At 66.4% G+C, this 22,939-nt stretch carries 20 protein-coding genes and 2 riboswitches; of the genes, 18 read left to right on the forward strand and 2 right to left on the reverse strand.

Annotated features, from left to right (window positions below; genetic code table 11):
* Together P6U28_RS08670 and cobJ are read left to right on the forward strand one after the other, a co-directional pair.
* Complete coding sequence (locus P6U28_RS08670; RefSeq protein WP_122403992.1) at positions 1-732, forward strand: precorrin-2 C(20)-methyltransferase; 732 nt, start codon at positions 1-3, stop codon at positions 730-732.
* On the forward strand, positions 729-1,463 hold the full coding sequence (cobJ, locus tag P6U28_RS08675; protein ID WP_122403991.1) for a precorrin-3B C(17)-methyltransferase: 735 nt from the start codon (positions 729-731) through the stop codon (positions 1,461-1,463). Before P6U28_RS08670 ends, cobJ begins: the two co-directional genes overlap by 4 nt.
* Here cobJ and P6U28_RS08680 read toward each other — a convergent pair.
* Entirely contained in the window at positions 1,439-2,185 is a 747-nt protein-coding gene (locus P6U28_RS08680; protein ID WP_122403990.1) for a cobalt-precorrin-6A reductase, read from the reverse strand. The two genes, cobJ and P6U28_RS08680, sit on opposite strands and share 25 nt — an antisense overlap.
* On the opposite strand from P6U28_RS08680, the gene cbiE reads away from it, so the two are divergent.
* The 8 genes from cbiE to cobT all read left to right on the forward strand — a co-directional run bounded on the left by cbiE (position 2,184) and on the right by cobT (position 9,382).
* On the forward strand, positions 2,184-3,365 hold the full coding sequence (gene cbiE, locus P6U28_RS08685) for a precorrin-6y C5,15-methyltransferase (decarboxylating) subunit CbiE (protein ID WP_122403989.1): 1,182 nt from the start codon (positions 2,184-2,186) through the stop codon (positions 3,363-3,365). The genes P6U28_RS08680 and cbiE overlap by 2 nt on opposite strands.
* Positions 3,362-3,730: a cobalamin biosynthesis protein gene (locus P6U28_RS08690; RefSeq protein WP_162500344.1), complete on the forward strand. Its 369-nt coding sequence runs from the start codon at positions 3,362-3,364 to the stop codon at positions 3,728-3,730. Before cbiE ends, P6U28_RS08690 begins: the two co-directional genes overlap by 4 nt.
* A complete protein-coding gene (gene cobM, locus P6U28_RS08695; protein ID WP_122403988.1) occupies positions 3,727-4,509 on the forward strand; it encodes a precorrin-4 C(11)-methyltransferase in 783 nt (260 codons plus the stop codon). The genes P6U28_RS08690 and cobM overlap by 4 nt, the downstream gene beginning before the upstream one ends.
* Positions 4,509-5,819, forward strand: a complete 1,311-nt coding sequence (locus P6U28_RS08700) for a cobyrinate a,c-diamide synthase (RefSeq protein WP_122403987.1) — start codon at positions 4,509-4,511, stop codon at positions 5,817-5,819. Before cobM ends, P6U28_RS08700 begins: the two co-directional genes overlap by 1 nt.
* Positions 5,816-6,547: a uroporphyrinogen-III C-methyltransferase gene (gene cobA / locus P6U28_RS08705; protein WP_122403986.1), complete on the forward strand. Its 732-nt coding sequence runs from the start codon at positions 5,816-5,818 to the stop codon at positions 6,545-6,547. Before P6U28_RS08700 ends, cobA begins: the two co-directional genes overlap by 4 nt.
* A 45-nt stretch (positions 6,548-6,592) precedes the next feature.
* Positions 6,593-6,813: riboswitch (cobalamin riboswitch) on the forward strand.
* Between the two features lie 36 nt (positions 6,814-6,849).
* The gene (locus tag P6U28_RS08710; protein WP_122403985.1) at positions 6,850-7,527 is read left to right on the forward strand and encodes an energy-coupling factor ABC transporter permease; all 678 of its coding nucleotides are present in this window, start codon (positions 6,850-6,852) and stop codon (positions 7,525-7,527) included.
* A 46-nt stretch (positions 7,528-7,573) separates the two neighbouring features.
* Complete coding sequence (cobF, locus tag P6U28_RS08715; protein WP_122403984.1) at positions 7,574-8,323, forward strand: precorrin-6A synthase (deacetylating); 750 nt, start codon at positions 7,574-7,576, stop codon at positions 8,321-8,323.
* A 6-nt stretch (positions 8,324-8,329) separates the two neighbouring features.
* Positions 8,330-9,382, forward strand: a complete 1,053-nt coding sequence (gene cobT, locus P6U28_RS08720; RefSeq protein ID WP_122403983.1) for a nicotinate-nucleotide--dimethylbenzimidazole phosphoribosyltransferase — start codon at positions 8,330-8,332, stop codon at positions 9,380-9,382.
* Here the strand turns inward: cobT and P6U28_RS08725 are convergent.
* Positions 9,375-9,947, reverse strand: a complete 573-nt coding sequence (locus tag P6U28_RS08725) for a histidine phosphatase family protein (RefSeq protein WP_162500343.1) — start codon at positions 9,945-9,947, stop codon at positions 9,375-9,377. The two genes, cobT and P6U28_RS08725, sit on opposite strands and share 8 nt — an antisense overlap.
* A gap of 72 nt (positions 9,948-10,019) precedes the next feature.
* Positions 10,020-10,221, forward strand: a riboswitch (cobalamin riboswitch).
* 113 nt (positions 10,222-10,334) lie between these two features.
* Here P6U28_RS08725 and P6U28_RS08730 point away from each other — a divergent pair.
* The 8 genes from P6U28_RS08730 (at position 10,335) to P6U28_RS08765 (ending at position 22,939) form a co-directional block, all read left to right on the forward strand.
* Positions 10,335-12,683: a TonB-dependent receptor gene (locus tag P6U28_RS08730; protein WP_407122065.1), complete on the forward strand. Its 2,349-nt coding sequence runs from the start codon at positions 10,335-10,337 to the stop codon at positions 12,681-12,683.
* A 12-nt stretch (positions 12,684-12,695) separates the two neighbouring features.
* A complete protein-coding gene (locus P6U28_RS08735) occupies positions 12,696-14,132 on the forward strand; it encodes a PepSY domain-containing protein (RefSeq protein WP_122403980.1) in 1,437 nt (478 codons plus the stop codon).
* 172 nt (positions 14,133-14,304) lie between these two features.
* On the forward strand, positions 14,305-15,738 hold the full coding sequence (locus P6U28_RS08740) for an NAD-dependent succinate-semialdehyde dehydrogenase (RefSeq protein WP_174221589.1): 1,434 nt from the start codon (positions 14,305-14,307) through the stop codon (positions 15,736-15,738).
* Positions 15,739-16,006: 268 nt separating this feature from the next.
* Positions 16,007-16,480, forward strand: coding sequence for an aminotransferase class I/II-fold pyridoxal phosphate-dependent enzyme (locus P6U28_RS08745; protein ID WP_244607682.1), 474 nt, complete (start codon positions 16,007-16,009; stop codon positions 16,478-16,480).
* Positions 16,481-16,929: 449 nt separating this feature from the next.
* Positions 16,930-18,939: a hydantoinase/oxoprolinase family protein gene (locus tag P6U28_RS08750; RefSeq protein WP_122403978.1), complete on the forward strand. Its 2,010-nt coding sequence runs from the start codon at positions 16,930-16,932 to the stop codon at positions 18,937-18,939.
* Positions 18,936-20,516 (forward strand): hydantoinase B/oxoprolinase family protein, encoded by a 1,581-nt coding sequence (locus P6U28_RS08755; RefSeq protein WP_122403977.1) that lies wholly within the window; start codon positions 18,936-18,938, stop codon positions 20,514-20,516. The genes P6U28_RS08750 and P6U28_RS08755 overlap by 4 nt, the downstream gene beginning before the upstream one ends.
* A gap of 11 nt (positions 20,517-20,527) precedes the next feature.
* Positions 20,528-21,823, forward strand: a complete 1,296-nt coding sequence (locus P6U28_RS08760) for an aminotransferase class III-fold pyridoxal phosphate-dependent enzyme (RefSeq protein WP_407122067.1) — start codon at positions 20,528-20,530, stop codon at positions 21,821-21,823.
* 183 nt (positions 21,824-22,006) lie between these two features.
* Positions 22,007-22,939, forward strand: a complete 933-nt coding sequence (locus P6U28_RS08765) for an N-carbamoyl-D-amino-acid hydrolase (protein ID WP_122403975.1) — start codon at positions 22,007-22,009, stop codon at positions 22,937-22,939.

Genomic DNA, 22,939 nt, shown 5'->3' on the forward strand with positions numbered 1-22,939 from the left:
ATGGGACGCATCATCTGCTGCGGTCTCGGCCCAGGCGATCCCGATCTGATGAGCGTGCGCGCCGATCGCACGGTGCGCGGCGCGCAGCACGTCGCCTATTTCCGCAAGAAGGGCAGGCCGGGGCAGGCGCGCCGCATCGTCGAGGGCATGCTCGCTGCCGGCGTCACCGAATATCCCATGGAATATCCGGTCACGACCGAGATCGCCTTCGACAGTCCTGACTACGTGCAAATGCTCGCCGGCTTCTACGACGAATGGGCCGAGCGCCTGGCACGGCTTTCGCGCGCGGTCGACGTCGTCGTGCTCTGCGAGGGCGATCCCTACTTCTACGGCTCCTTCATGCATCTGCACACGCGCCTGCAAGGCCGCGTCGAGATCGAGGTGATCGCCGGAATTCCCGGGATGGTCGGCTGCTGGAATGGCGTTGGACAGCCGATCGCGCTCGGCGATGACGTGACGACGGTGCTGATGGGCACGCTCGCCGAAGACGAGCTCGAGCGGCGCATGCGCGATTCCGATGCGCTCGTCGTCATGAAGACCGGCCGTAATCTCGCAAAGGTGCAACGCGCGCTTCGCTCCGCAGGCAGGCTGGATGACGCCTGGCTGGTCGAGCGCGGCACCATGCCGGGCGAGCGCGTGGTGCGGCTTGCCGAGATCGATGCTGCCGATTGCCCTTACTTCGCGATCGTGCTCGTGCACGGCAAGGGCCGGCATCTGGACGCTGCCGAATGACGGGCACGCTGACCATCGCGGGCCTCGGGCCGGGCAGCGACACGCTGGTGACGCCGGAAGTCTCCGCGGCGCTTGCCGCCGCCACCGACATTCTGGGCTATGCGCCCTATGTCGCACGCGTGCCGCCGCGGGCCGGGCTCGAGCTGCATCCATCTGACAATCGCGAGGAGCTGCAGCGTGCGAGCGAAGCGCTGCGGCTAGCTGCAGAGGGCAGACAGGTCGTGGTCGTTTCCTCCGGCGATCCCGGCGTATTCGCGATGGCCTCCGCGGTGTTCGAGGCGCTCGAGCAGACGCCGCAATGGCAGGAACTGCCGATCCGTGTGCTGCCCGGCATCACTGCGATGCTGGCGGCGGCCGCCCGCACCGGCGCGCCGCTCGGCCATGATTTTTGCGCGATCAATCTCTCCGACAATCTCAAGCCGTGGACGGTGATCGAGAAGCGTCTTCGACTCGCTGCGGAAGCCGATTTCGCCATCGCGATGTACAATCCGCGCTCGGCGAGCCGGCCGGAAGGATTTGGCCGCGCGCTTGCGGTGCTTCGGCAAGCCGGCTGCGGCGAGCGCCTGGTGATCTTCGCGCGTGCGATCAGTGCTGCCGACGAGAAGATCGAGACCGTGACGCTGAACGAGGCCCGGGCCGAAATGGCCGACATGCGCACGCTGGTGATCGTCGGCAACTCGCAGACGCGCCGCGTCGGCCGCTGGATCTATGCACCGAGGCAGGTGCGATGACCGAGCCACTGCATCACCTCGACGACGCTCTCCACCCGCAACCGCGCGGGCAGTTCTGGCCGCGAGATCATGATCACGGGCAGGCCGAGCCTGCGGGCGGCGTCGATCTTGGCGCGCGCGCCGTCGCCGCCGGAATTCCGGGCGACGATCCACGAGATGCCGCGTGTGCGCAGCAGCTCCAGCTCTCCGTCGAGGGTGAAGGGGCCGCGGGACACGATCATATCGGCCTCGAAGGGCAGGGGCGCTTCGGGCGGATCGACGAAGCGCAGCGTATAGTTGTACTGCGGCTTCGTCGCGAATGGCGCGATGTGCTGACGGCCGATGGCGAGAAATACGTTTGCCGGCACCTCGGGCAGCGCGGCGACGGCGGCGTTGACGTCGACGACCTCGATCCAATTGTCGCCGGGCGCTTTCGTCCAGGGCGCGCGTTCGAGCGCAATCAGCGGCGTGGCCGTCTCCGTGCACGCCTCGACCGCGTTCCGGCTCATCTCGGCTGCGAATGGATGCGTCGCGTCGATGACATGCGTGATGCGCTCACGACGAACGTAGTCGGCAAGGCCGCTCGCGCCGCCGAAGCCGCCGATGCGGGTCGGCAGCGGCTGGTCGGCCGGCGCGCGGGTGCGGCCGCCGTACGAATACACGGCGCCAATGCCGGCGCGCGCGATCGCCGTTGCGAGCACGCTCGCGTCGCTCGTTCCGCCCAGAATGAGGGCGCGCGTCATGGCTGATCCCTGGCTGACGATCATCGGTATCGGCGAAGATGGCCTTGCCGGGCTGTCCGAAGCAAGCCGAAAGGCGCTAGCCAGGGCAGAAACCGTGTTCGGTGGCGGGCGTCATCTTGCGCTCGCGGATGTCGGCAGCCGCGGACGCCCGTGGCCCGTGCCGTTCGACGCAAACATCGTGCTGAGCTGTCGCGGTAGGCCGACGGCCGTGCTCGCCTCAGGCGATCCGTTCTGGCATGGCGCCGGGGCAAGTCTCGCCGAGAAGCTCCATGGTGACGAGTGGATCGCGCATCCCGCGCCATCGACCTTCTCGCTTGCCGCCGCGCGGCTGGGCTGGCGGCTGGAATCCGTGATTTGCCTCGGACTTCACGCCGCGCCTTTCGAACGTCTCGTGCCGCATTTGGCGCATGGGGCGCGGATCATCTGTCTCCTGCGTGACGCCAAGGCGGCCGGCGACCTCGCGAGATGGCTGAGCGAGCGCGGATGGGGGGCTTCCGCATTCTGGATTCTCGCCGCGCTCGGCGGGCCGAATGAAAGCATCAGAGAATATCGCGCTGAAAGCCATACGCGCGCTTCGGCTGGAAACCTGATTGCGGTGGCGCTGGAGGCGGAGGGAGGGCATGGACTGTCTCGCAGCTCTGGCCTGCCGGACGATTTCTTCGCTCACGACGGGCAGATCACCAAGCGGCCGATGCGGGCCTTGGCGCTTTCGGCGCTGGCGCCGTGTCCCGGTAGGAGGCTGTGGGATGTTGGCGCGGGTTCGGGATCGATCTCGATCGAATGGGCGCTGTGCGGCGGAACGGCGATCGCGGTCGAGGCGCGGGACGATCGGGCTGCCAACATCCGCAGCAACGCGGCCGAGTTCGGACTGGAGCATCGGATCAACGTCGTCGCAGGCAAAGCGCCCGAAGCTCTCGCGGCGCTGGATCCGCCGGACGCCGTCTTCATCGGCGGTGGCCTCGATGGCGCGCTGTTCGACGCCGTCTGGGCGCGGCTCGCGCCTGGCACTCGAGTCGTCGCGCATGCCGTGACGCTGGAGACGGAAGCGCTGCTCGGCGAGCTGCATCAGCGCCATGGCGGCGAGCTGATGCGGGTCGAGATCGCCCATGCCGCTCCGCTCGGCCGCTACCGGTCGTGGAAGGCCGCGCGGCCCGTGGTGCAGTGGAGTACGAACCGATGAAGGTTGCCGGGCTCGGGTTCAGACAGGATGTCACGCTGGCTTCGCTGCGCGAAGCGCTTCTGGCGGCGGGCGGCCCCGAGGGGCTCGCGGCGGTGGCAACTGTCATCGACAAGGCCAACGCAGAGGTGCTGAAGCAGCTCGCACGTGAGTGCGGTGTGCCGATCATGGCGGTTCCGGCCGATAGGCTGGCGGGCATCGACACGCCGACGCAGTCGACGCTTGTCGCGGAAAAGTTCGGCACAGGATCGGTCGCCGAAGCTGCGGCGCTCGCTGCCGCCGGTCCTCGCGCGCGGTTGATTGGGACGCGTATGGTCTCGAAGGATCGCACCGCAACCGCGGCGATTGCCGAAGGAGACGGCGCATGACGGTGCATTTCATCGGCGCCGGGCCTGGCGCTGCCGATCTCTTGACCTTGCGCGGCCGCGACCTGATCGCGGCCTGTCCGGTCTGCCTCTATGCGGGCTCGCTGGTGCCCGCGGGCGTGCTGGCGCATTGCCCGGCCGGTGCGCGCATCGTCAACACCGCGCCGCTTTCGCTCGAGGAGATCATCGCGGAGATCGCCGCCGCGCATGCCGAGGGCAAGGACGTCGCGCGGCTGCATTCCGGCGATCTCTCGATCTGGTCGGCGATGGGCGAGCAGCTCCGCCGTCTGCGTGCGCTCGGAATTCCCTACACGCTGACACCCGGCGTGCCCTCATTCTCGGCTGCGGCGGCGGCGCTGGAGGCCGAACTGACTTTGCCGGGCCTGGCTCAGACCGTGGTGCTGACGCGCACGCCGGGCCGCGCCAGCGCGATGCCTGAAGGCGAGAAGCTCGCTGCATTCGCCGCGACCGGCGCGGTGCTCGCAATTCACCTGTCGATCCATCTGCTCGATCAGGTCGTGGCCGAGCTGACGCCTCACTACGGTGCGGACTGCCCGGTCGCGATCGTGTGGCGCGCGAGCTGGCCGGACCAGCGTATCGTCCGCGCGACACTCGGCACTCTCGATGCGGCCGTGGGCGGCGAGATGGAGCGCACCGCGCTGATCCTGGTCGGCAAGACGCTTGGCGCTGCGGATTTCGACGAGAGCCGCCTCTATGCCGCCGATTACGACCGCCGCTATCGGCCGGTCGGCGCCGAGCCGCGCTTTCCGGAGGTATCGTGATGGCGGCGGGCCTCGTCATCTCCGCACCTGCCTCCGGAGTGGGCAAGACCACGCTGACCCTGGCGCTCGCCCGCGCCTGGCGCAATCGCGGCCTGAACGTGCAGTGCTTCAAGAGCGGCCCTGACTATATCGATCCCGCGTTCCACGCCGCGGCGACGGGGCGCGCCTCCGTCAACGTCGACAGCTGGGCGATGGATCGCGTGAGCATTGCGCACCTCGTCGGCCGCGGTGCCGATGCCGACGTCGTGCTCGCCGAGGGCTCGATGGGCCTGTTCGACGGTGTCGCCGCACGTGGCGTCTCCGGCACAGGTGCGACCGCGGACATTGCGGAGATGCTGGGCTGGCCGGTGGTGCTGGTGATCGATCCCTCGGGACAGGCGCAGACGGCGGCGGCGATTGCCGCGGGCCTTCGCGACTATCGCCCCGGCGTGCGCCTTGCGGGCGTCGTGCTCAACCGCGTCGCCAGCCCGCGTCATGAAGACCTCGTGCGGCGCGCGCTGAACGAGGTCGGCATTGCCGTGTTCGGCGCGCTGCCGCGCCATGCCGAGATCAGCCTGCCGAAGCGGCATCTTGGCCTCGTGCAGGCCGAGGAGCAGGCGGAGATCGGCAAGCTGATCGACGAGGCCGCGCGCTTTATCGCCGAGCACGTCGATCTCGATGCGGTGCTGCAATCGGCAGCCAAATGGTCGCCGCATCCTGCAACGAACGGTTTGAATGTGACGCCGCCGGGCCAGCGCATTGCGCTGGCTCGGGATGCGGCATTCTCGTTCGTCTATCCGCATATGCTGGAAGCCTGGCGCGCGGCGGGCGCCGAGATAGTGCCGTTCTCGCCGCTGGCTGACGAAGCACCCGATGCAAGCGCCAACGTGTGCTGGCTGCCGGGCGGCTATCCCGAGCTTCATGCCGGCAGGATCGCGGCCAACGCGCGCTTTCGCAGCGGCCTTCGCGGCTTCGCGGAGACGCGGCCCGTGCACGGCGAATGCGGGGGCTATATGGTGCTGGGTGCCGCTTTGACCGATGCCGACGGCGTCCGCCATGAGATGGCGGGGCTGCTCGGCCTGGAGACCAGCTTTGCCAAGCGCCGCATGCATCTGGGCTATCGCCTCGCCGAACTGGCTGCGCCGATGCCGGGGCATGAGGCCGGCGCACGCCTGCGCGGCCATGAGTTCCACTATTCGACCATCCTTGCCCAACCCGATACGCCGCTGGCCGTGGTGCACGATGCAACCGGCACCGTCATTGCCGAGACCGGCTCGCGCCGTGGCCATGCCACCGGCACGTTCTTTCATCTGATCGCGGAGGACCGGTGAGCGGTTTTGTCTCCTTCGTCTCCGCCGGTCCCGGCGATCCCGAGCTCCTCACCGTGAAGGGCGCCGCGCGGCTGCGCGAGGCGGACGTCGTGCTCTATGACGACCTTGCGTCCGGCGCGATCCTCGACCTCGCGCGGCCCGGGGCCAATCTTGTCGCGGTGGGAAAGCGGGCCGGGCGTCCTTCGACCAAGCAGCACCATGTCAACCGTCTCCTGGTCGACTATGCCGCAACCGGCGTGCGCGTGGTGCGGCTGAAGTCGGGCGATGCCGGCATTTTCGGCCGGCTCGAGGAAGAGATCGAAACGCTGCGGGAGGCCGGCATCGGCTACGAGATCGTTCCCGGAGTCACCTCAGCTTGCGTCGCCGCGGCGCGAGCAGGAATTCCGCTGACCCGACGGCACACCTCGCGACGGGTGCAGTTCGTGACCGGGGCCGATGTCACCGGGGAATTGCCACCAAACCTGAATTGGGCGGCGCTGGCCGACCCCGAGGCGACGACTGTGGTCTATATGGGCAGGCGCACCTTTCCGGCGCTTGCCGCAAAATTGATCGCGCATGGCCTCGCGCCAAGCACCCCGGCGCTGTTCGCCGAATCTCTCGGGAGATCGGACGAACGGCTGGTCCGCACCACCATTGTCGAGCTCGCCGAGCAGCTTGCGCGCGGTGGGGCGGCTTCCACCGCCGCCGTGATTCTGTTCGGCGCGCTGGCCGGGGAATATCCGTCATGACGGCTCCCGCAGCCAGTCGCCCCTTGACGCCTGCGATACGAAAGGGGCACACAAGAGAGGCATGGTGCTCAACGCGGCGCAAAGCGCCGGAGCATAAACGGGAATGGGGGTGGGCGGACCCAATTGCGGCGCCCAAAACCCCAGCCGCCCCCGCGACTGTAAGCGGTGAGGGGCTCCGATCAGCCACTGGGCCGCAAGGTCCGGGAAGGCCGGAGAATCCCAGTGAACCGCGAGCCAGGAGACCGGCCCTGCAAATTTCGAGGCCAAGGCCGTCGGGTGTGACGGCAGGAAGGAATTGAACCATGCATATCGAACCCGGGATCGTGACGGGCGCCAAGCTCGTGTTGAGTTACGCAACCGGCATCGCCGCAGGCGGCGTTGCCTTCAAGCTCGCGGCCGAAACCGTGCGCGAGCAGGGCGTTGGCTCGTTCGCGGCGCGCACCTTGGCCACCACGGGCCTTGTCTTCACCTTCTTCCAAATCCTGCCGCACTTCCCGGTCGGCGTGTCCGAGGTGCACTTCATCCTCGGCTCGACCCTATTCCTGCTGTTTGGTGCTGCGCCCGCAGCCTTTGGCCTCGCGTTCGGCCTCTTGCTCCAGGGCGTGTTGTTCGTGCCGACCGACCTGCCGCAATATGGCATGAACGTCACCACGCTCCTGGTGCCGCTGTTTGCGATCCAGGCGCTCGCGACGCGGATCATTCCGCGCAATACCGCCTACGTCGATCTGCAATACCGCCAAGCGCTGGCGCTCTCGACCGCCTATCAGTCCGGCATCGTCGCGTGGGTGGCGTTCTGGGCGCTTTACGGCTCCGGCTTCGGCGCGACCAACCTCGCCAACATCGCGGCGTTTGCCGGATCCTATGCGCTGGTCGTCGTGATCGAGCCGCTCGCCGATCTCGCCGTGCTGGCGCTGGCGAAATCGCTGCGTGGCGTCACTGCGCCCGGCCTCGTCACGCCGCGCCTGCACAACGCGGCCTGAGAGACAAGCGAATGGGCGGCCGCAGCGGCCGCCCGTCGCGCTCGCGATGCTCACGCTCTCTCTGATAGGTATCGGTTGCGGCGATCCCGAGCAGCTCACGCGCGCCGCGATTCAAGCCATCAATGAGGCCGATCTCGTCCTGATCCCGCGCAAGGGGACTGCGAAGTCCGATCTTGCGGATCTCAGACGGACGATCTGCGCCGAGGTGCTCGCCAGCGACAAGGCAGTCATCGCCGAATTCGATCTTCCCGTGCGCGATGGCGGTGAAGCTGATTACCGCAAGGGCGTCGACGATTGGCATGATGCGGTGGCCGCGACCTGGTCGCAGACCATCGCGAGGCATCGCCAAGGTGACGGCAAGGTCGCGTTGCTGATCTGGGGCGATCCATCGCTCTACGACTCTTCGCTACGCATTGCGCGCCGGCTCGATCCACTACCGAATATCGAAGTCGTACCCGGCATCACCTCGATCCAGGCGCTGTGCGCCGCGCATGCGCTACCACTCAACGATATCGGCGAGCCGTTCCTGGTGACGACGGGTCGGCGTTTGCGCGACGGCGGCTGGCCGCAAGGCGTCGATACCGTGGTGGTGATGCTCGACGGCGGCACGGCGTTTCAGTCGCTCGATCCGGCCGGGCTCCACATTTGGTGGGGGGCCTATCTCGGCATGCCCGATCAGATCATCATGTCCGGCGTGCTGGCCGAGGTCGGCCCGCGCATCGTCGCGTCGCGGCAAGAGGCGCGTGAGCGGCACGGCTGGATCATGGACAGTTACATTCTCAAGCGAAGGCGTTGAGGCAGCATGCTTCCCGAATGGGTTTACCGGAACTGCCCCGAGATCTCCGCAGTCCATCGCGAGGCGGCCGCTACGCGGCAGGCGCAACTGACGAAGCCGACCGGCGCGCTCGGCCGGCTCGAGCAGCTCGCGATCGAGCTTGCGGGCTTGCAAGCGACTGAGCGGCCGCGTGCGGCGCGCGTGCCGATCATCATCTTCGCGGGCGATCACGGCATCGTCGCGCAAGGCGTGTCGGCCTATCCGCAAGCCGTGACCATCGCGATGATGGCGAATTTTGCGGCAGGCGGCGCCGCGATCTCGGTGCTGGCACGTAACCTGGGTTCGAGCCTGGAGGTGATCGACGCGGGCACGCTGGCCCTGGGGGAGATGGCGGGCGTCGTCACCGACAAGCCGCGCAGCGGCACGCGCGATTTCAGCGTCGAGGCTGCGCTCACGCCGGCGGAATTGGCCTTCGCCTTCGAAGCCGGCAAGCGCGCGGTGGTGCGCGCCGAGGCCAGTCAGCCCGATTTGCTGATCTTCGGCGAGATGGGCATCGGCAACACCACGACGTCAGCGGCGATCGCGGCGAGCCTGCTCGGCGTGAGCGCCGAGGAGATCGCGGGCAGCGGCACCGGCGTCGATGCATTGGGCCGCGCGCACAAGGCGCGGGTGATCGATGCGGCGATTGCACGCCACGGCGTTGCCGGAGCCTCGGCCGAGAAGATCCTGTGCGCCGTCGGCGGCCTCGAGATCGCGGCGATCTCAGGTGCAATCATTGCGGCCGCGCAGAGCCGCATCCCTGTGCTGATCGACGGCTTCATCGTGTCGGTCGCGGCCCTGGCAGCAGTGCGGCTCAATCCGTCGTGCCAGCCTTACCTGTTGCCCTCGCATCAATCGGCAGAGCAGGGGCATCGCCTCGTGCTTCGAGCCCTGGACGTGCAGCCGCTGATCAGCCTCGATCTCAGGCTTGGCGAAGGATCGGGTGCGGCCATCGCGCTGCCGCTGGTCCGCTCGGCCTGTGCGCTTCACAACGGAATGGCGACGTTCGCACAGGCCAACGTACCGGATCGGCCTAGCTGATGCGCTGATTGACGGAAACGACGCGCCAGCCGTTCGCGAGCCGATCGATCCGGGTGAGCGACAGCGGATCGATCACGAAGCGCAAGGCGGCTTGCGGTGTCAGGTCCAGCGCGATGCAGAGCGCGGCGCGGATGGTGCCGGAATGTACGACCAGCGCTGCGGAGCCTGCGCCAATCCGCGACAGACCCAGCCGGACGCGCGCGACCTGATCGACAAAGCTTTCGCCGTTCGGCGGCCGTCCGCGCGCCGGATCGCGCCAGAACTGCGGATAGGCATCGCCACCGGTCGCGGCGAGCTCGTCATGCCGATGGCCGGTCCAGTCACCGAAATCCTGCTCGCGGAATTCGCTGACCAACTCCGGTGCGAGCCCCAGTGCGCGCGCCGTCTCGACCGTGCGCCGCGACGGGCTGGCATAGCTGGTGGCGTCCGGCGGCAAGCGCTGCCGCAGAGCCGCCAATGCCGCGTGATCGCCGAGATCGGCCCGCGCATCGTCTGCATGGATCGCTCCGGCCGCGCCCTCGACGGCCGCATGCCGTATCAACCAGAGGAGGGTCTCGCCTTCCATGCTTATCTCCAAGGAAGTTGGTCGCTGTGGCCACAACGCCGCAACTGCCACATTGACTCTGTCCTGGTGGTAATCCTAGATGCTCGTGACGGTTTTCCCGAGAGGGAATGAAAAGGGAATGCGGTGCGGGGCGTTGTCCCCAATACCGTGGCTGCCCCCGCAACTGTGAGCGGATAATCCTTCGTCACGAGCCACTGGGTCCTCGGTCCCGGGAAGGCGACGAAGCGGTCATGACCCGCGAGCCAGGAGACCTGCCGTCAGCCGTGGTCACACGCGAAGATGTCGGTCGGGGAGTACAGACATTCGGCTTCATCGGACGGCTCAAGGCCAAGGGTGAGACCTCGTTCGCTGTGACGTGCCACTGACGTCATACCGAGGTCCTATACCGTGTCTTCCATCCGTAACGTACGACCGCGCCGCTTCCCGCTTGCCTCCGTCGCATTCACATTACTTGCCGTTGTTGATCTGCCGGCCGCACTGGCGCAGCAAGCCCGGGAGCCGCTGCCGCCCGTCGAGGTATCGCCCGCCCAACCGCGCAAGCCGGCTGCCCGGGACGCACCGGGCGCGCGTCGCGCGGCAGCGCGCAGGGCGGCGGCTGTATCCGCAGCACCAAAACCCGCCACGCCGGATGCGACGGCGCAAACGCCGCTCAACAGCAATGCCGTTGCCGAAAGTGCGTCACGGCTCGGCCTGACGGTGCGGCAGACGCCCGCGACGGTCGAGGTGATCTCCGCCGAGACCATGCGCGAGCAGGGTTATCGAACAGTGTCCGAGGTGGCGCAGGGCGCCGTCGGCGTCACCTCCGGCGACAATCCTGCTGAACCTTCTGCCTTCTCGATGCGCGGCTTCACCAACAGCCAGATCAACACGCTCTACAACGGCATCAAGATCGGTCCGCAGAACATGACCTCGCGGATCGTCGACACCGCCAATCTGGAGGCCGTGGAATTCCTGAAAGGTCCGGCCTCGCTGATCTCGGGCGAGGGCGCCGCGGGCGGCGCGATCAACTTCGTCACCAAGCAGCCGCATACCGGAGCGATCCGCAACGAGGCGGATTTCTCCTGGGACTCGCTGAATTCGTTCCGTGCGCATTATGGTTCCGGCGGCAGCACGAACGTGCAGGGGCTCGACTATCGCTTCGACATCAGCCGTTCCGCGCTCAACGGCTTCGCCGACGACACAAACGTCAAGACGCTCAGTGCGTCCGGCCAGCTCAATTACCGTGTCTCCGACAGTCTCAAGATCTGGGGCGCGGTCGAGTACCGCGAGGATCGCTCCAAAGCCTATTGGGGCGCGCCGCTGGTGCCGGTCGCGTTCAGCGGTTCGCACGCGACGAGCGGGATCGTGTCCGGCAATTACATCTCGAACTACAACGGCACCAATCTCGGTGCGGTCACGATCGACGACCGCACCTTCAACACCAATTACAACGTCCTCGATAACCGCAACGTCGCCCAGGAAGTGTGGTTGCGCGGCGGCTTCGAGCTGAAGCTGGCGCCCGACCTGACGCTGAAGAGCCAGGCCTATGGTTACGGCGCAGAACGGACCTGGTTCAACAACGAAGTCGAGGCGTTCAACTCGACCACGAACCTCGTCGATCGCGAGCGCTTCTATGTCGCACACAGCCAGCGTCTGGTCGGCAACATTACCGACCTGATCTGGGACACCGATCTCGCGGGCTTCGACAACCGGCTGGTCACGACGCTCTCGTCGAGCTATCTCGATTTCGTAAGGCCGGGCGCGGCAAATTTTCCAGGCGATTCCGTTTCGCTGGTCGATCCCAACCGCGGCTTTTACGGTCTGCTCACGACGCAGCAGCAGACCGCGCGCATCGACAACGAGGCGCTGTCGTTCGAGGACCGGTTGAAGCTGACACGCAGTTTCGCGCTGATCGGCGGCCTGCGTGTCGAGCACATCGGGCTCGACCGCAACTGGACCGACAAGAACGGGTTAGAGAAGGCAGGCTTTCCCTTCACGAAAGACTGGGCGCCGGTCACCGGCCGCATCGGCTACACCTGGGAGGCCGTTCCCGGCCTGACCTTCTTCAGCCAGTACGCCACTGGCGCCGACATCGCGGCCAACAACATCTTCCTGCTCGGGCCGACCCAGCCGCTCGACCTGACCACCGCGCGCACCTACGAGACCGGCGTCAAGCACCTGTTCTGGGACAACCGGGCGGAATGGTCGTTCTCGGCCTACGACATCCTGCGCAAGAATGTCTATGCGGCGGCCGGCGGGCGGGCGCTCAATATCGCCGGGCGGCAGGAATCGAAGGGCGTCGAGCTCGCCGCCTCGGTGCGACCGATCGAGCCGCTGCGGCTGTGGGGCAACATCGCCTATGTCGATGCGCGCTATGCCGACTACAATTTCGTCGGTGGCTCGTTCTCCGGCAACACGCCGCCGAACGTGCCGCGCATCGTCGCGAATGCCGGTGCGTCGTACCGGTTCTTCACGCCATGGCCGGTAGAGCTCGGCATCGTCGGCCGGCATGTCGGCGACCGCTACAACACCGACGCCAACACGGTGACGATGAACGCCTACACGGTCGGCGACGTCTACGCCTTCGTCGATATCCCGAAGACCGTCTTCAATGCCGTCGACCAGGCCCGCCTGACCTTCCGTGTCCGCAACATCACCGACAAGCGCTACGCGATCTGGGGCGATCCGTTCTATCCCGATCAGATCCTGCTGGGCGCGCCGCGCACCTACGAGATCTCGGCGGCGTTCAAATGGTGAGGCCTTGAGCGTATGATGGGCGCGATCGTCCTCTCGCATCGCTGGCTCGGGATCGCGTTCTGCCTGCTGTTCGCGATGTGGTTCGCGAGTGGAATCGTGATGCACTTCGTTCCGTTTCCGTCGCTGACGGAAGCGGAGCGATTTTCTGGACTCACGCCAGTGGATCGCGACGGGGCAAGGATCTCGGTCGTGGATGCCGTTGCGGCGAGCGGGATCGCCGATGCCACGCGTGTTCGGCTGATCCAGCGGAGCGACGGCGCGGTCTACATCGTCTCGGGTCCCTCGCGTCAGCGCGCGATCCGCGCGGCCGACGGGAGCGACGCGTCGGTGAAATCCGCCGATGTCGCACTGGCCGTTGCGCAGGCTCATGCACGCCAGCGCGAGATCGATGCCTCGCATGCGACGATCGTCGGCCGTGCGGATTACGATCAGTGGAGCGTACCGAACGGCTTCGATCGTCATCGCCCCCTATTTCGCGTGGCCCTCGGCGATGCGGCGGGGACGGAAGTCTACGTCTCGTCGCTCACCGGTGAGATCGTCTTGGATGCGACGAGGCGCGAGCGCGGGTGGAATCTTGCCGGCAGCGTGCTGCACTGGATCTATCCGACCGTTGTGAGAAGCAACTGGGCGCTATGGGATCGGATGGTGTGGTCGCTATCGCTGCTGGCCCTGATCGCGGCTGTGCTGGGTGCTGTACTCGGGATCGTGCGGATCAGGATTCACAAGAGGCAAATCTCCTCGCCTTATCGTGGCTGGCACGTCTTGCATCACCTGCTCGGCTTGACAACGGCGGTCTTCGTGCTGACCTGGATCTTCAGCGGCTGGCTCTCGATGGATCACGGGCGGCTGTTCTCGCGCGGGCAATTGACCGCGACAGAGGCCGGCCCAATGAACGCCGCCCCGGATTGGCGCGAGGCCTCGTCGCTCGATCGGCAGCCAATATCTCCGGCGGCTCGCGAGGCGGAATGGTTCGCCTTCCGCGGCCACGTCTATCGGCGCGATCGGGTTGCCCTCGGCCGTCAGACTTTGATCAGGAGAGGGGATGCGCCGCAGGATGGACTCACGGGATTCCTTGATGTGCACGAGATTCAGGCTCTGACGGCGCGCCTTGCGGTCGGCTGCGGCCCACCGTCCGTCCTTCCTGATAACGACGACTACCCCGCGCTCTCCACAATACCGGGTGCACCAGTCTACCGCTCGCGCTGTGGCGGCGATCTCTGGTTCGACATTGATGGCGCCGATGGCGGCATGCTGCAAAGACTGGATCCGTCGCGGCGCGCCTACCGCTGGCTTTACAGTGCATTGCACACGCTCGACTTCCCGGTCTTAGTGGCCCACCCGCGCATTCGTGATGTCGTGATCGTCGGCCTCTGTATGCTCGGGCTGGCATTCTCCATCACCGGCATCATCATTGGCTGGCGGCGCTTGCGGTCGTCGCTGGCTGCCTGAATTTGAGGCGCAACTGCGGCTCGATACGGTCGGGTCAGCAGATCAGCAATGCCCTTGCGGCCAATCGTCATTGACGCCTTTTCGCCGGCCGCCTTTCGGTGTAGCTCTGCGCTCGCTCGAAACGGCGGCAGTAACCCCGTCGACGACCGAAATCATGCAGGAGACAGCAAGGATGTACCCGAAAGTTCAGATGTTCATCGCCGGCGAGTGGACCGATGGGTCGTCCGGCAAGTCGGAGGACATCCTCAATCCCGCCACCGGCCAGCCAATCGGCAAGACCCCGCACGCCTCGCGCGCGGATCTCGACCGCGCGCTGGACGCGGCCAAAGCCGGCTTCGACATCTGGCGCAAGACCTCGCCGTTCGACCGTTACAAGCTGATGCGCAAGGCCGCCGACATCATCCGCTCGCGCGCCGCCGAGATCGCGCCCGTGATGACCATGGAGCAGGGCAAGCCCGTGGTGGAAGCGCAGGGCGAGACCATGCTGGCCGGCGACCTCATCGACTGGTTCGCGGAAGAAGCGCGCCGCGCCTATGGCCGCATCGTGCCGCCGCGGATGGGCAATGTCTCCCAACTCGTGACCAAGGAGCCGGTCGGCCCGGTCGCAGCCTTCACGCCCTGGAATTTCCCGATCAACCAGGCCGTGCGAAAGATCTCGGCCGCGCTCGCCGCCGGCTGCTCGATCATCGTCAAGGGGCCGGAAGAGACCCCGGCGAGTTGCATGGAGCTGGTGCGCGCCTATGCGGATGCGGGCATTCCTGCCGGCGTCGTCCAGCTGGTGTTCGGTGTGCCGGCTGAAGTGTCGGAATATCTCATCCCGCATCCGATCATCCGCAAGATCAGCTTCACCGGCTCGACCGCGGTCGGCAAGCATCTGGCCGCGCTCGCCGGCCTGCACATGAAACGCGTCACCATGGAGCTCGGCGGCCATGCGCCGGCGATCGTGTTCGCGGATGCCGACCTCGACAACGCCGCAAAGATCCTGTCGGCCAACAAGTTCCGCAACGCCGGCCAGGTCTGCGTCTCGCCAACGCGCTTCCTGGTGCATGAGAGCGTCTACCAGCCCTTCGTCGACAAGTTCGTCGCTGCGGCCAAGGGCCTCAAGGTTGGCAACGGTCTCGACAAGGACACCCGTATGGGCCCGCTGGCGAACCCGCGCCGCGTCGACGCCATGGAAGGCTTCGTCTCCGACGCGGTCCAGCGCGGCGCCAAGGTCAAGACCGGCGGCAAGCGCATCGGCAACGAAGGCTTCTTCTTCGAGCCGACGGTGCTGACCGACGTGCCGCGCGATGCGCGCATCATGAACGAGGAGCCGTTCGGCCCGCTGGCGCCGATCACCTCCTTCCGTAGCTATGACGAGGTGGTGGCCGAAGCCAACCGTCTGCCGTACGGCCTGGCGGCCTATGCCTACACCACCTCGACCAAGACGATGCAGGCCATCGGTGCCGACATCGAGAGCGGCATGGTCTCGATCAACCATCACGGCCTCGCGCTGCCCGAAGTGCCGTTCGGCGGCATCAAGGATTCCGGCTACGGCTCCGAAGGCGGACTCGAGGCGATCGAAGGTTATCTCAACACGAAGTTCGTCACCCAGGCGAGCGTGTAACGAAAGACGCGGTGTCGGTCCGGGGCGCGCCAATTGGCGCGCACCGGAATGACGATGAGTGGTGGTGTTCGCTAGCCCGGATGAGCGAAGCGACATCCGGGACTCCAATCGCGGTTGTCCTGGGTATCGCTTCGCTCACCCGGGTTATGATCTTCTGCGTTGCCTGACGGGCGAGACATGGACAACAGCCGCCACCCGAGCAAGCGCGTATCCCTGGCGGGAATGCACATCGACCGGACCTCGGCCGTGCCACTGCATTTGCCCGCGATTGCGGAGCGAGATCGCGAACTTCCTCGGCTCGGTGCGCGGTCTCGTTTGCTCGCCGGAAGAGGTCGTCGTCACCTCCGGCACATCGGGCGCACTGGATTTTTGCAGCCGGATGATCCTCGATCCCGGCGATGAGGTCTGGATCGAGGAGCCCGGCTTCGTCGAGGCGCGATGGGCGCTCACCGCGGCCGGCGCAAAGCTCGTTCCTGTACCGGTCGACGACAAGGGGCTGGTCGTCTCGGAGGGAGTTCGGCGCGCACCACGCGCGCGGCTGATCGTGGTCACGCCGTCGCATCAATATCCGCTCGGCGTCAGCATGGGGCTGGAGCGGCGGCTCGAGCTGCTCGACTGGGCGAACAAGAACGACATCTGGGTGATCGAGGACGCTGCTCCGCTGCTTACGAGAATCGCAGCCTGCATCGGCGGCGCTTCTCTCAACGCATCATCCGATCCTGCCAAGACGCTCTCTTGCTGATCCTACAATAAAGAGGGGCTGAGCCGACTCCCGTGCATAGCTGATAGGCACCGCGGATATCCCGCGCTGCCGATTGATCGCCTGCAAATTAGACAGCTGATCTTGGTCGCTTGGATTGCAGTGCATTAGGCATCGCGATTTGCTCAGAGAAATCCGTGTTGCGCTGCACGTTTCTGGCGTGGAACGGCGCGCGCTCGCGTGCCGTCTGGGCAGGCACGGCTGCACCAAAACGTGCATCAGGTTGCGCCGTACGCCGCGCCGGCTGCTTGCTGGCCCAGCGAACTGCGGCAACTCTGGCCCTATCGGAGGCCACGGCTCTGTCGCACGCTCGCAGACGATGGCATGACAGGGGATGCATGATGAGCGCTCTCGGTTCGGCATTCGGGGTGGTGATGGACGGGCAGAAGCCGGCGTCCGGTTCGGACGTTGCGCGTAGCTGACCTCCAGACATGAGCGCTTTCGAAAATCACTGGGAAGTCGGCACCGACATAGGTGGCACTTTTACCGACATCATCGCCATCAGGCGCGATACCGCAGAGGCCCGGATCGCAAAGGTGCCGTCGCGCCCACAGGCGCCGGTTCAGGCAATGCTGGAGGCGATCGAGGCGGTGGGCCTGCGCAAGAGCGAGGTCAAGCGCTTCGTCCATGGCACCACGCGCGTGACCAACGCGATCGTCGAGAACCGGCTGCCGAAGGTGGCGCTGGTGGCGACCGAAGGATTTGCCGATGTGCTGGAGATCGCGCGCTATCGCCGCCGCGATCTTTATCGTCTCGACATTGCGCCGAAATCGCCGCCTCTGGTGCCGCCCGAACGCTGCTTCGGGCTCGCCGAGCGCCTCGATCACGAGGGCCGGGTGCTGAAGGCATTGGAGGAAGCGGAGATCGAGCGTCTGCTGGCCTGGCTGAAGGAGACCGGCGTTCAGAGCGTCGCGGTCGCTCTGCTTCACGCTTATGCCAATCCGGTGCATGAAAAGATGCTGGGTGAGCGGCTCAAGGATGTCGTCGCTCATGTCTCGCTCTCGCACGAGGTCAATCCCGAGGCGCGCGAATATGAGCGGACCTCCGCGACCGTATTCAATGCCGCCGCGATGCCGATCGCGGTCGAATATCTGAGCGAGTTGGAGCAGCGGCTGCCGATCGGCCCCGGCTTGCAGGTGTTTCATTCGGCCGGCGCGATGGTTCCGATTTCGGCGGTGAAGCGACGGCCCTTGGTGATGGCGATGTCGGGCCCGGCCGCTGGTGTCTCGGCTTCCGTCAGCATCGCGCGCCAGCTCGGCGCCTCGCGGATGCTGACATTTGACATGGGCGGCACCACGACCGACGTCTGCCTCATCGTGGATGGGCAGGCCGAGATGACCGACGGCCGCATGCTCGGCGACAAGCCGCTGCGCCAGCCTATGCTCGCGGTTCATTCCATCGGCGCGGGTGGCGGATCGATCGTGCGTAACGGTCCCGGCGGCCTGGCGGTCGGGCCGGAGAGCGCCGGCTCCGAGCCCGGACCGGCCTGCTACGGCCGCGGCGGCACGGAGCCGACAATCACCGATGCCAATGCCGTGCTCGGCTATCTCAATCCCGAGACCAAGCTTGGTGACCGCATCGGGATCGACATCGCGGCCGCAAAGCGCGTCATCGAGCCGATCGCGCGCGCGCTCGGACTGAGCCTCACCGAAACCGCGCTCGGCATCATCAAGGTCGCGAACGCGACCATGGCCCGCGCGCTCCGCCGTGTCACGGTCGAGCGCGGCATCGACGGTCGCGACTGCACGCTGCTCGCGTTCGGCGGCGGCGGCCCGATGCATGCGGCCGGTCTCGCCGATCTCTACGGGATCGCAGAGGTCGTCGTGCCCAGCGCCTCGAGTGCGTTCTCGGCGCTGGGCTGCCTCACCGCCGATTTCAGCTTCCTGCAGCAGCAGACCCTTCGCGCCGCCCTCGACGGCATCGATTTCGCGCGCGTGTCGGAGCGAATCGAGGCCTTGACTGCCGATGCCTCGGCACCGCTTCTCGCCAACGGCGTTGCGAAGGCGGAGATCCAGGTCGAGTTGGTGGCCTTGATGCGCTATGCCGCGCAGAATGACGCCATTCCGGTGCCTTTCGTGCTGCCGCTCGATTTCGCCAGGCTGAAGCTGGATTTCCTGGCGCGGCATCACGCGCTGTTCGGCTATGCGACCGGTGAGCCTTGCGTGATTGAATCCGTGCGGGTTCAGGCCCGCCGCCCATCGACGACTGTCGTGAGCCGGCCGGCCACGGCAGCGAGGGCGGAGTCCAGGGATACGCGCAGCTGCTCGTTCGACGGCGTCCACGAGATCGCGACAGCAATCATCGACCGCGCCGCGCTCACGGAGACCGTCAGCGGTCCGGCCATCATCGAAGATGCGTGGTCGACTGTGGTAGTGCCGCCGGGCTGGCAGGCAAAGCCTGATACCGCCGGCAATCTATTCCTGACGCGGGGGGCGGCATGAAGCTCGATCCGTTCGTCGTCGAGGTTATCAGGCACGGCCTCTCGGCCGCGGCCGAGGAGATGAGCCTGGTGATGACGCGCTCGGCGCGCTCGCCGCTGCTGCGCGAGGCCGGCGACCTGTCGTCGGCGATCACCGATGGCTACGGCGGCCTGGTCGGGCAGGGTCGCGACATTCCGATCCATCTCGGCGCGATGGCCTACACCATCCCGGAGTTACTGAAGGTGATGCCGCGCGACAGCCTGAATGACGGCGACGTCGTGATCTATAATGTCGGCGCGCTCGGCGGCAATCATCTCAATGACGTCAAGGTCGTGCGGCCCGTCTTCTTCGAGGGCGAGATCGTGGCCTTCGCGGTCAGCCTCGCGCACTGGCCCGATATCGGCGGCACCTGGCCTGGCAGCTATTTTGCCAAGGCCATCGACACGTTCCAGGAGGCGATGCGGATTCCGCCGGTGCTGATCGCGACCGCGGCCGGCCTCAACCTGCCGATCGTGCAGCTGCTCAAGGCCAATGTCCGCGACGCCGAATCCTGCGAGGGCGATCTTCTGGCGCAAATCGCGGCGACCAAAGCCGGCGAAAAGCGCATTATCGAGCTCTGCCGCGAGCATGGCAAGGCCGTCTTCGTGGCGACGCAATCGCGCCTGCACGATCTCTCCGAGATCGAGATGCGCGAGGCGTTGCGCGACCTGCCGGACGGCGTCTACGAAGGCGAGGACTACCTCGACGACGGCAGCGCGAACAACGCGCCGGCGCGTATCCACGTCAAGATCACCATTCGCGGCGACGAGGCGATCTTTGACCTCTCCGAAAGCTGCGACCGCGTCTCCAATTTTTGCAACACGACGCCATTCATGGCGCGCTCGGCTGTCGCCTATGCCGCGCGCATCATGAGCGGACGCGACATGCAGCAGAACGCCGGCGCGCTGCGGCCTCTGACCATCATCACGCGCCCGGGCTCGATCCTCGAGCCCGGCTGGACCGCCTCCGTTGCCGCCGGCAACCACGAGACCTCCATGCGCATCGTCGATGCGATTTTCCGCGCCATGCAGGGCACCATTCCCGAGCGCCTGTCGGCGGGCGGGGCGACCACCGCGGGCGTGCTGTTCTTTGCCGAGCCGCGGCCGAACGGATCGTGGAAGATGCTCTACGAGGTCCATGGCGGCGGCGAAGGCGCGCGGCACGATCGGGCCGGCACCTCCGCAACCCGGGTGCATCTGTCCAACACGTCGAACACGCCGGTCGAGGTGATCGAGGCGAATTATGCGATCCGGCTCGAGCAGCAGGCCATCCGCCGGCGGTCCGGTGGCGCAGGGGTCCATCGCGGTGGCGACGGCTCGGTCCGCACCTATCGTATCCTCGCGCCCTCGATGCACCTGACCACTTGCATCGAGCGGATGGTGATTGCGCCCTGGGGCATGCAGGGTGGCGAATCCGGCAGGGCCTGCCGCATCTCGCTGGTCAGGCAGGGCGCGAACATCGCGATCGACGGCAAATCGAACCTGGTGTTGCAGCAAGACGATCTCGTCACGATCGAGATGTGCGGCGGCGGCGGTTACGGCGCCGTGGCCGCAGAGTAAGGAGACCCGCGATGAGCAGATTGTTGCGAACCGGGCTGAATGCGGGCGAGGCCGCGCCGATGGCCGTGGTCGGCGGCGAGGGCGTCTACTTCCACCTGTCCGACGGCCGCAAGCTGATCGACGGCAGCAACACCGGCGGCAGTCTCGGCCATCGCCATCCCGCGATGGTGGAGGCGATCCGCCGCGCGGCGGACACGCCCGTCGTCAACGAAGGCTGGACCTGGGTCGGCCGCGAGCAGGCCGCCGATGATCTGATGGCGACCGCCTTTGCGGGCGAAGAGGACTGGGTCGGCGCGGTCCGCTTCTGCATCAGCGGCAGCGAGGCGAACGACATGGCGTTGTCGCTCTGCCAGGCGCTGACGCAGCGCTCGGCCCTCGCAACGCGCGAGCGCGCCTATCACGGCATCACCGGCCTGTCGCGCAGCATGACCGTGCAGCCGCAATGGCACGGAGGCCTCGCCGTGCACGCAGGCGGCTCGAAGCTGCCGGCGCCGATGGCGCCGGTGCGGATCCTGCCGGCGCCGGATGGTGCCATTTATGGCGCGCCGGCCAATAATTCCCCGCCGAGCGAATATCTCGCCGATGCCACGCGTCTGCTCTCGGACACGGCGGCGACGATCATCGATTACACGCAAGGAGGCATCTATTACGACAGCGCCTATCAGGACGAGGTGGCGCGCTGCGCGCGGCAGGCGGGCTCGTACTGGATCGCCGACGAGGTCGTCACCGGCGCAGGCCGAGCCGGCCGCTGGTTCGCGTTCCAGGGCGCGCGGAGCCGCCCCGACATCGTCACTCTCGGCAAATCGCTCGGCGGCGGCGCGGCAGCGGTGGCTGCGGTCGTGGTGTCCAAGGACATCGTCGAGCGGCTCAAGGGCACGAGCTGGCAGAACTACGGCACGCTGCGCGGCCATCCGATCAGCATGGCGGCCGTCAGCGCCTATTTGAAGGTCGTCAGCGACGACAATATTCTGGAGCACGTGCAAGACCTGGAGAAGCTGTTCACCGGTCGCCTGCTTGCGATCGCGCAAAAGCATCCGAGCGTGCGGCGCGTCGCGGGGCAGGGACTGCACTGGACTGTGGAGTTGCACGGCCCGGACTGGCGCACCTGGCACGCCGACACCACCGAGGTGCCGATCGCCTCACGCGTTGCGGAGCGCGCGCTGGAGGCGGGTGCGGTGATCGGGACGAGCGGCGAGCAGACCTCGCTGTTCCTGGCACCGCCGCTGGTGATCTCCGAGCGCGAGGCAACGCTGCTGCTCGATGCGCTCGACCACGGTCTCGATATTGCTGACGAGGAGCGCGGGTGAATGCAGGTCATGCAAAGCGTATCTTGCCGTCTCGCACGCCGCAGGCTGGAAATTTCGGGCGATGCTGCGTTAAGCTGCGCGCGCCGGCACATCGTTGAAATTGTGGCTTCTGCCTAAGACATCTTCTACCAAGACATCTTCTACCAAGACATCTTCTACCAAGACATCACCAGGAATTCACTGATGCGTATCGTCAATGTTGCTGCCGCCCAGATGGGCCCGATCCAGAGGGCCGACAGCCGCGAGGCCGTGGTCAAGCGCATGATCGCGCTGATGGACGAGGCCAAGAGCAAGGGTGCCGACCTCATCGTCTATCCTGAGTTGGCGCTGACGACGTTCTTCCCGCGCTGGTACGTGGAGGATCGCTCCGAGTTCGACATCTGGTTCGAGCGCGAGATGCCGAACACGGCGACGAAGCCGCTGTTCGAGCGTGCGGCGCAGCACGGGATGGCGATGAATTTCGGCTATGCGGAGCTGACGCCAGACGGCCATCACTTCAACACCGCGATCCTCACGGATAAATCCGGCAATATCATCGGCAAATACCGCAAGGTCCATTTGCCCGGTCACGTCGAGTACGACACCAAGCGCTCGCATCAGCATCTGGAGAAGCGCTATTTCGAGCCGGGCGATCTCGGCTTCAACGTCTGGCGTACGCTGGGCGGTATCATCGGCATGGCCATCTGCAACGATCGCCGCTGGCCGGAGACCTATCGGGTCATGGGCTTGCAGGGCGTCGAGATGGTGCTGATCGGCTACAATACGCCTTCCGTGAATGCGGAAAGAAGCGAGGAGGGCGTCGAGAAGCGCCTGTTCCACAACCGCCTCTCGGTGCAGGCCGGTGCCTACCAGAACTCGACCTGGGTGGTCGCGGTGGCCAAGGCCGGCGTCGAGGACGGCCACCCGCTGTTCGGCGGCAGCCTGATCGTTGATCCCAACGGCGAGATCGTCGCCGAAGCCAAGACCGAGGACGACGAGGTTCTGGTCCACGCGTGCGACCTCGACGCCACCACCTTCGGCAAGACAACGATTTTCGATTTCGCGCGGCACCGCCGCGTCGAGCATTATGGCCTGATCACCAGCCAGACCGGCGCGGTGCCGCCGCCGGAGACGTGA

This window comes from Bradyrhizobium sp. STM 3561, from assembly GCF_045571455.1.
In the GTDB taxonomy this organism is placed as follows: domain Bacteria; phylum Pseudomonadota; class Alphaproteobacteria; order Rhizobiales; family Xanthobacteraceae; genus Bradyrhizobium; species Bradyrhizobium vignae.

What these genes read in the sequence shown, in the direction of transcription:
- P6U28_RS08750 (WP_122403978.1), top strand. Translation starts at nt 16,930, where the DNA reads ATGAGCGCTTTCGAAAATCACTGGGAAGTCGGCACCGACATAGGTGGC.
- cobJ (WP_122403991.1), top strand. Translation starts at nt 729, where the DNA reads ATGACGGGCACGCTGACCATCGCGGGCCTCGGGCCGGGCAGCGACACG.
- P6U28_RS08690 (WP_162500344.1), top strand. Translation starts at nt 3,362, where the DNA reads ATGAAGGTTGCCGGGCTCGGGTTCAGACAGGATGTCACGCTGGCTTCG.
- cobT (WP_122403983.1), top strand. Translation starts at nt 8,330, where the DNA reads ATGCTTCCCGAATGGGTTTACCGGAACTGCCCCGAGATCTCCGCAGTC.
- P6U28_RS08740 (WP_174221589.1), top strand. Translation starts at nt 14,305, where the DNA reads ATGTACCCGAAAGTTCAGATGTTCATCGCCGGCGAGTGGACCGATGGG.
- cobM (WP_122403988.1), top strand. Translation starts at nt 3,727, where the DNA reads ATGACGGTGCATTTCATCGGCGCCGGGCCTGGCGCTGCCGATCTCTTG.
- P6U28_RS08680 (WP_122403990.1), bottom strand. Translation starts at nt 2,185, where the DNA reads ATGACGCGCGCCCTCATTCTGGGCGGAACGAGCGACGCGAGCGTGCTC.
- cobF (WP_122403984.1), top strand. Translation starts at nt 7,574, where the DNA reads ATGCTCACGCTCTCTCTGATAGGTATCGGTTGCGGCGATCCCGAGCAG.
- P6U28_RS08765 (WP_122403975.1), top strand. Translation starts at nt 22,007, where the DNA reads ATGCGTATCGTCAATGTTGCTGCCGCCCAGATGGGCCCGATCCAGAGG.
- P6U28_RS08700 (WP_122403987.1), top strand. Translation starts at nt 4,509, where the DNA reads ATGGCGGCGGGCCTCGTCATCTCCGCACCTGCCTCCGGAGTGGGCAAG.
- P6U28_RS08710 (WP_122403985.1), top strand. Translation starts at nt 6,850, where the DNA reads ATGCATATCGAACCCGGGATCGTGACGGGCGCCAAGCTCGTGTTGAGT.
- P6U28_RS08755 (WP_122403977.1), top strand. Translation starts at nt 18,936, where the DNA reads ATGAAGCTCGATCCGTTCGTCGTCGAGGTTATCAGGCACGGCCTCTCG.
- P6U28_RS08760 (WP_407122067.1), top strand. Translation starts at nt 20,528, where the DNA reads ATGAGCAGATTGTTGCGAACCGGGCTGAATGCGGGCGAGGCCGCGCCG.
- P6U28_RS08725 (WP_162500343.1), bottom strand. Translation starts at nt 9,947, where the DNA reads ATGGAAGGCGAGACCCTCCTCTGGTTGATACGGCATGCGGCCGTCGAG.
- cbiE (WP_122403989.1), top strand. Translation starts at nt 2,184, where the DNA reads ATGGCTGATCCCTGGCTGACGATCATCGGTATCGGCGAAGATGGCCTT.
- P6U28_RS08735 (WP_122403980.1), top strand. Translation starts at nt 12,696, where the DNA reads ATGATGGGCGCGATCGTCCTCTCGCATCGCTGGCTCGGGATCGCGTTC.
- P6U28_RS08670 (WP_122403992.1), top strand. Translation starts at nt 1, where the DNA reads ATGGGACGCATCATCTGCTGCGGTCTCGGCCCAGGCGATCCCGATCTG.